The organism is Streptomyces sp. CBMA123 (assembly GCF_014596465.1).
Lineage (GTDB): Bacteria > Actinomycetota > Actinomycetes > Streptomycetales > Streptomycetaceae > Kitasatospora.
Genome location: NZ_MECK01000316.1, coordinates 1 through 5,581 on the forward strand (window position 1 = coordinate 1; position 5,581 = coordinate 5,581).

At 73.6% G+C, this 5,581-nt stretch carries 7 protein-coding genes; 6 read left to right on the top strand and 1 reads right to left on the bottom strand.

The window, feature by feature from the left end; genetic code table 11:
- The first annotated feature begins 302 nt into the window (after positions 1-302).
- The 5 genes from BG452_RS28745 to BG452_RS28765 all read left to right on the top strand — a co-directional run bounded on the left by BG452_RS28745 (position 303) and on the right by BG452_RS28765 (position 4,142).
- The gene (locus BG452_RS28745; protein WP_188307270.1) at positions 303-1,169 is read left to right on the top strand and encodes a ketose-bisphosphate aldolase; all 867 of its coding nucleotides are present in this window, start codon (positions 303-305) and stop codon (positions 1,167-1,169) included.
- Between the two features lie 149 nt (positions 1,170-1,318).
- Entirely contained in the window at positions 1,319-2,077 is a 759-nt protein-coding gene (locus tag BG452_RS28750; RefSeq protein ID WP_188307271.1) for a DeoR/GlpR family DNA-binding transcription regulator, read from the top strand.
- Positions 2,078-2,105: 28 nt separating this feature from the next.
- Positions 2,106-2,237, top strand: coding sequence for a peptidoglycan-binding domain-containing protein (locus BG452_RS28755; RefSeq protein WP_317621274.1), 132 nt, complete (start codon positions 2,106-2,108; stop codon positions 2,235-2,237).
- 302 nt (positions 2,238-2,539) lie between these two features.
- A complete protein-coding gene (locus BG452_RS28760; protein ID WP_188307272.1) occupies positions 2,540-3,259 on the top strand; it encodes a peptidoglycan-binding domain-containing protein in 720 nt (239 codons plus the stop codon).
- Positions 3,260-3,377: 118 nt separating this feature from the next.
- Positions 3,378-4,142: a D-Ala-D-Ala carboxypeptidase family metallohydrolase gene (locus BG452_RS28765; protein WP_188307273.1), complete on the top strand. Its 765-nt coding sequence runs from the start codon at positions 3,378-3,380 to the stop codon at positions 4,140-4,142.
- Positions 4,143-4,246: 104 nt separating this feature from the next.
- On the opposite strand, the gene BG452_RS28770 is transcribed toward BG452_RS28765, so the two are convergent.
- Positions 4,247-4,822, bottom strand: coding sequence for a helix-turn-helix domain-containing protein (locus BG452_RS28770; RefSeq protein WP_188307274.1), 576 nt, complete (start codon positions 4,820-4,822; stop codon positions 4,247-4,249).
- A gap of 375 nt (positions 4,823-5,197) precedes the next feature.
- Here BG452_RS28770 and BG452_RS28775 point away from each other — a divergent pair.
- A partial coding sequence (locus tag BG452_RS28775) for a helix-turn-helix domain-containing protein (RefSeq protein WP_188307275.1) occupies positions 5,198-5,581 on the top strand: 384 nt, incomplete at its 3' end.

A 5,581-nucleotide genomic window follows, 5' to 3' on the forward strand; every position in this document is an offset into this window, starting at 1 on the left:
GCTCGGCGCTGCGGATGCGCTTCTCGTACGGCCGGATCGTCCCCTGGGTGCACCGGGTCGAGCAGGCCGACGGCGGCCACCGCACCGTCGCCGTCGCCGGGCCCGACCCGCCCCGTCAGGCCGGCCGGCCGCTACGACGCCGAGGCCTACCGGCGGCTGCTCGGCCTGGTCCGGATCGAGCGGCTCGACCCGGAGCGGGCCGAGCCGCCGGCACCGCGGTCGACGCGGCTCCGGTCCGCGCAGCTCCAGTCCGTAAAGCCGCAGTCGGCACCGCCCCAGTCGGCACACCCCCAAGGAGAACCGTGACCCTCGTCGGAACCGGAGAGATCGTCGGGCCCGCGCTGCGCGGCGGCCACGGCGTCGGAGCGTTCAACGTCATCCAGCTGGAGCACGCCGAGGCGATCGTCGCCGGGGCGGAGGCGGCCGGGGCGCCGGTGGTGCTGCAGATCAGCCAGAACGCGGTGCGCTACCACGGCGGCCTGGCACCGATCGGCACCGCGACGCTGGCGGTGGCCCGGGCCGCGGCCGTGCCGGTGGCGGTCCACCTGGACCACGCCACCGAGCGGTCCCTGGTGGAGCAGGCGCTCCGGCTGGGCTTCGGCTCGGTGATGTTCGACGCGTCGGTGCTGCCGTACGAGCGGAACGTGCGCGCCACCGCCGAGGTGGCCCGGGTGTGCCACGACGAGGGGGTGTGGGTGGAGGCCGAGTTGGGCGAGGTCGGCGGGAAGGACGGCGTGCACGCCCCGGGGGCCAGGACGGATCCGTCGGAGGCCGCCGGATTCGTGGCGCGGACCGGGGTCGACGCGCTGGCCGTGGCCGTCGGCACCTCGCACGCCATGCTGACCCGCACCGCCGCCCTGGACCTCGGCCTGATCGCCGAGCTGCGGGCGGCCGTGCCGGTGCCGCTGGTGCTGCACGGCTCCTCCGGGGTCGCGGAGGACGCGCTGGCGGCGGCCGTCGCCCACGGCATGACGAAGATCAACATCGCCACCCACCTCAACAAGGCCTTCACCGAGGCGGTCCGCCGCCGCCTCGCCGCCGACCCCGCACTGGTCGACACCCGGGCGTACCTGGGCGACGGCCGCGAGGCGGTGACCCGGGAGGTGGCCCGGCTGCTCGGCGTCCTGACCGCGCCGCGGCGGGTCGACCCGGCCGCCGTCGCCCCCTGACCCCCCGAGCCTCTCTGAGCCCCGCTGAGCCCCGCTGAGTCCCGCTGAACCGCTCTCCCGCGAACCCCTCTCCCGCCTCCCGCGATGAGCGGTCCGCTGCTCGGAGCTGCTCGTACGACCGTCGACCGGGGCTGAACTACACTCCGTCCATGCTCAAAGCTGATCGCGCCGCCAGGATCGTGTCGCACATCGCCGAGGCGGGGAGCGCGGACGTGCGGACGCTCTCCGAACTGCTCGGGGTGTCGGACGCGACCGTGCGCCGGGACCTGCAGGAACTGCAGGACCAGGGACTGCTGCAGCGCACCCGCGGCGGCGCGGTGACCGGGGCCGTCAACCTGGAGATCCCGCTGCGGCACCGGGGCGACCAGCAGCAGGAGGAGAAGCGCCGGATCGCCCGGGCCGCCGCCGAACTGGTGCCGGACGGCGCGGTGGTCGGCCTGACCGGCGGCACCACCACCACCGAACTGGCCAGGGTGCTGGCCGAGCGCGGCAACCTCACCGTGGTCACCAACGCCGTCAACATCGCCGCCGAGCTGATCGTCCGCCCCGAGGTCCGGCTGGTCGTGATCGGCGGCCTGGCCCGCTCGGCGAGCTACGAACTGGTCGGCCCGGCCGCCGAGCGGATGCTCGACCAGTACCACCTCGACCTCGCCTTCATCGGCGTCGACGGGCTGACGGTGCGGCAGGGCTGCACCACCCACGACGAGATGGAGGCCCAGACCGACCGGGCCTTCCTGCGCAGCAGCGCCCACACCGTGGTGCTCGCCGACCGCACCAAGGTCGGCCGGGTCACCTTCGCCTCGATCTGCCCGCTCACCGATGTCCACGACCTGGTGACCGACGCGGGGCTCCCGGACGCCCAGGAGCAGGCGATCGCCGAGTCCGGCGTCCGGGTGCGGCGGGCCTGAACCGCCCCGGGCGGACCTGAACCACCGCGTGGACGGGGCGTTCGGCCCCGGCACCCAGGCCGGGGTGACGTCCTTCCAGTCCTCGGCCGGGCTGCCGGCCGACGGCGTGGTGGACGCCCGCACCTGGAGCCGGCTGCTCGCCTGGCCTTCGCGCCGGTGACCGGTCCCGCCCGTACGGAGCGGGCCGGTCACCGGCGGTTCCGGCACCCGGCCCGCACCCCGCCGGTACCAGGCCCGCACCCCGCAACCCGCACCCGTCCCGGTACCGCGCCGGCGCCCCGCCGGGCCGTCCCGGAGCCGTCCCCGCCACGTCTCAGGCCCGTCTCACCGCCGTCCCGGGCGTCCCCGGAGTGCCCGGGACGTCCCCGGTGTCGCCGATCTGCTGGCGGGACGGCCGACCGCCCCCGAGAGTGGGCGGCACCAACTGATCACCCGACAGGCACCGGAGGGGATGGGAAGACCGTGAAGAAAACCTCGGCCCTGCGCGCACTCGCCGCGGCCGTACTGGCCTTCGTCGCACTGGCCCTGCTGCCCGCGCAGGCGCAGGCACTCGACGCCACCACCTGGATCCAGCGCAACCTGGTGGGCATCGGCTACCTGGCGAGCAGCGGCGTCGACGGCAACTACGGGCCGCAGACCACCGCCGCCGTCCGCAGCTTCCAGCACGACAACGGCCTCGACGAGGACGGCGTCTACGGCGCCCGCACCGAACTCGCCCTGCACAACAAGGTCGCCGAGGTCCAGCGGGTGGCCGGCTCGGGCGCGGACGGCGCCTACGGCTCGGGCACGACCAGCGCCGTCAGCAACTGGCAGCACGCGCACAACCTGAGCAACGACGGCATCGCCGGCCCGGCCACCATGAACGCGATGGGCGTCGCCCGGACGGTGCAGATCACCGCCCAGTGGAAGTTCCCCAGCCACGGCTGGAGCGTGAGCGGCCAGTTCGGCTGCCTGGACCAGATCTACGTCCACGAGAGCGGCTGGAAGGTGTACGCCACCAACCCGTCGTCCGGGGCGTACGGCATCCCGCAGTCGCTGCCGGGCGACAAGATGGCCAGTGCCGGCTCCGACTGGCAGACCAACCCGGCCACCCAGCTCCAGTGGGGCCTGGACTACATCGCGAGCCGCTACGGCGACCCGTGCTCGGCCTGGAGCTTCTGGCAGGCCCACAACTGGTACTGACGGGGGCCGGCGCCATCGGCCTTCCAGGGGGCTCTGACGGCCCCTCACAGGGCCTGACGGGCCTCCCGTACCGCCCTGTTCGGCGTCTTCCCGTGCCGACTCCTCGAAGGAGCACGTTGTGAACAGCTCTTCCCTCGACCGCCGCGCCCTCCTGCGCTACGGCACCGGCGCCGTGGCCGCCGCCGGGCTCGCCGCGGTTGCCAACATCGGGTTCGCCCGCCCCGCGGCCGCCTACGGCTGGTCCGGCAACCTCGGCCAGGGCTCCTCCGGCTCGGCCGTGGTCGAGCTGCAGATCCGCGTCGCGGGCTGGGCGGCGGACTCCGCCTCGCAGACCTACGTGTCCGTGGACGGCTCGTTCGGCCCCGGCACCGCGGCCGCGGTGCGCCGGTTCCAGGCCGCCTACGGGCTGAGCGCGGACGGCGTGGCCGGCCCGCAGACCTTCGGCGTGCTCAACTCGCTGGAGAAGTCGGACGGTTCCACCGCGCACTTCAACTGGTCCGAGTTCACCAGCCACGACGGCTCGGGCTTCGGCGGCGGCAACGTCGGTGCCGACGAGGTCAAGGAGAACGTCCGCCGCACCATGTACAAGCTGGAGGCCCTGCGGAAGAAGGCCGGCGACCGCGCGGTCACCATCAACTCCGGCTTCCGCAGCACCGCGTACAACGCCTCGGTGGGCGGGGCGGGCAACTCCATGCACACCTACGGGGTGGCGGCCGACACCGCGGTCTCCGGCCTGTCGACGCTCGACGTCTACCGGATCGCCGAGACCTGCGGCTTCTCCGGCCTGGAGACCCACACCGTCTCCTGGCAGCACGTGGACAGCCGGATCGAGCACTCCAACTACGGCTCCGGCTTCTGGTGGTGGCAGGACGGCGTCGCGTAGCGGCGAGCGCCCACCGAGAGCGGCACCGCGCCCTCCCCACGGGGCGCGGTGCCGCTGTCCTTGTTCGTGGTGCCGTGTACCTGTGCCGCTGCTGCGGCGGTCGGTCAGACCTCTCGGCGCAGGCCCCGGCGGCCGGCGGCGGCCAGGACCCCGCCCGCGCCGAGTGCCAGCGAGACCAGGGCCAACCCCCGCAGCAGGGCGGCCTCCCGGCGGTGCGGGCACTCGGCGTGCGCTTCCTCGGTCGGCCCGCTCTCGGTCGGCCCGATCGCCGGCGGCCCGCTCTCGGTCGGGCCGTTCTCGGTCGGGCCGTTCTCGGTCGGCCCGCTCTCCGGCGACCCGCCCCCGACGGGCCCGTCGGCCGGGCCGGTGCCGGGCGCCTCGACGCCGGGCGCGGGGGTGCCCGGGGTGAGGAGCGTGACGCGCCGGCTCTCCGCGAGGTGCCAGAGCTCCAGCAGGTGCTCGACATCGCCCCCGCAGACGGACGCGATGCTCTGCACCGCGTCCCGCGGGGGGAACTGCTTCCCGTTCACCCAGCGCTCCCACGAGGACTTCGCGTAGTGGGTGCGTTCACTGAGCCGGACGTAGGTGAGGCCGGACAGGTTCTTCAGCGACTGCAACTCGTCGGCGAGCCGGTCGGCAGGTGATGGTGATGTGATTCCGGACGCGTGGTGGCGGCCCATGAGGTTCTCCCCGAACTTCCTCTGAGATGACCGTTGTGGTGCGTGAGTCCCGTTGCACCGGGGCGCCCTCGTCTGCTTCGACTTCTACGAGGTCTTTGCCCGGACCAGACCCGGTGTTGACTTCAGGGCACCCGGCGCGGCCAACTCTGCGCGATCGTGCCTCGATGTTCGACCGTCTCCGAAGGTTCTGAGACGATGCGCCTCGTCACCAGGCCTCTGAGCTGGGAGTTGGGACGCCAGGGTGGAGACGGTTGAGACGATCGTGTGGGCGCGGTGGGAAACTGGCGGGGGCGGAGGGGAGAACGCGACTAAACTGATCATCCTAAAGAAGATGAGTTCTTGTCTGCCGCCGACCCGCCAGAGGTGCCCCCCACGATGAGTCAGTCCTGGAAGCCGCTCCCTGACGACCTCTCGGAGCCCGCCCGGCGTCTCGCCGAGGAGCTGCGAGCGGTCAAGGACGCGCACCGGATCTCGCTCGCCGAACTCGGCAAGCGGACCTACCTCAGCAAGGCCTCCTGGGAACGCTGGCTGAACGGCAAGCGTCTGATCACCTCCCAGGCACTGGACGGCCTGATCGCCGCGGTGGACTGCGACGCCGTGCTGCTGACCTCCCTGTTGCGGCAGGCCGAGGCCGCCCGCGACGCGAGCGAGTCGACCGGGCCCGCGCCTGCCTCCCCGCCCGCACCCGTAGCCGCACCGTCCGCGTCCGCGTCCGCGTCCGCCGCCAAGCCCGTCCCCGCCGCGCTGCCGGTGGCCGCA

What these genes read in the sequence shown, in the direction of transcription:
- BG452_RS28750 (WP_188307271.1), top strand. Translation starts at nt 1,319, where the DNA reads ATGCTCAAAGCTGATCGCGCCGCCAGGATCGTGTCGCACATCGCCGAG.
- BG452_RS28770 (WP_188307274.1), bottom strand. Translation starts at nt 4,822, where the DNA reads ATGGGCCGCCACCACGCGTCCGGAATCACATCACCATCACCTGCCGAC.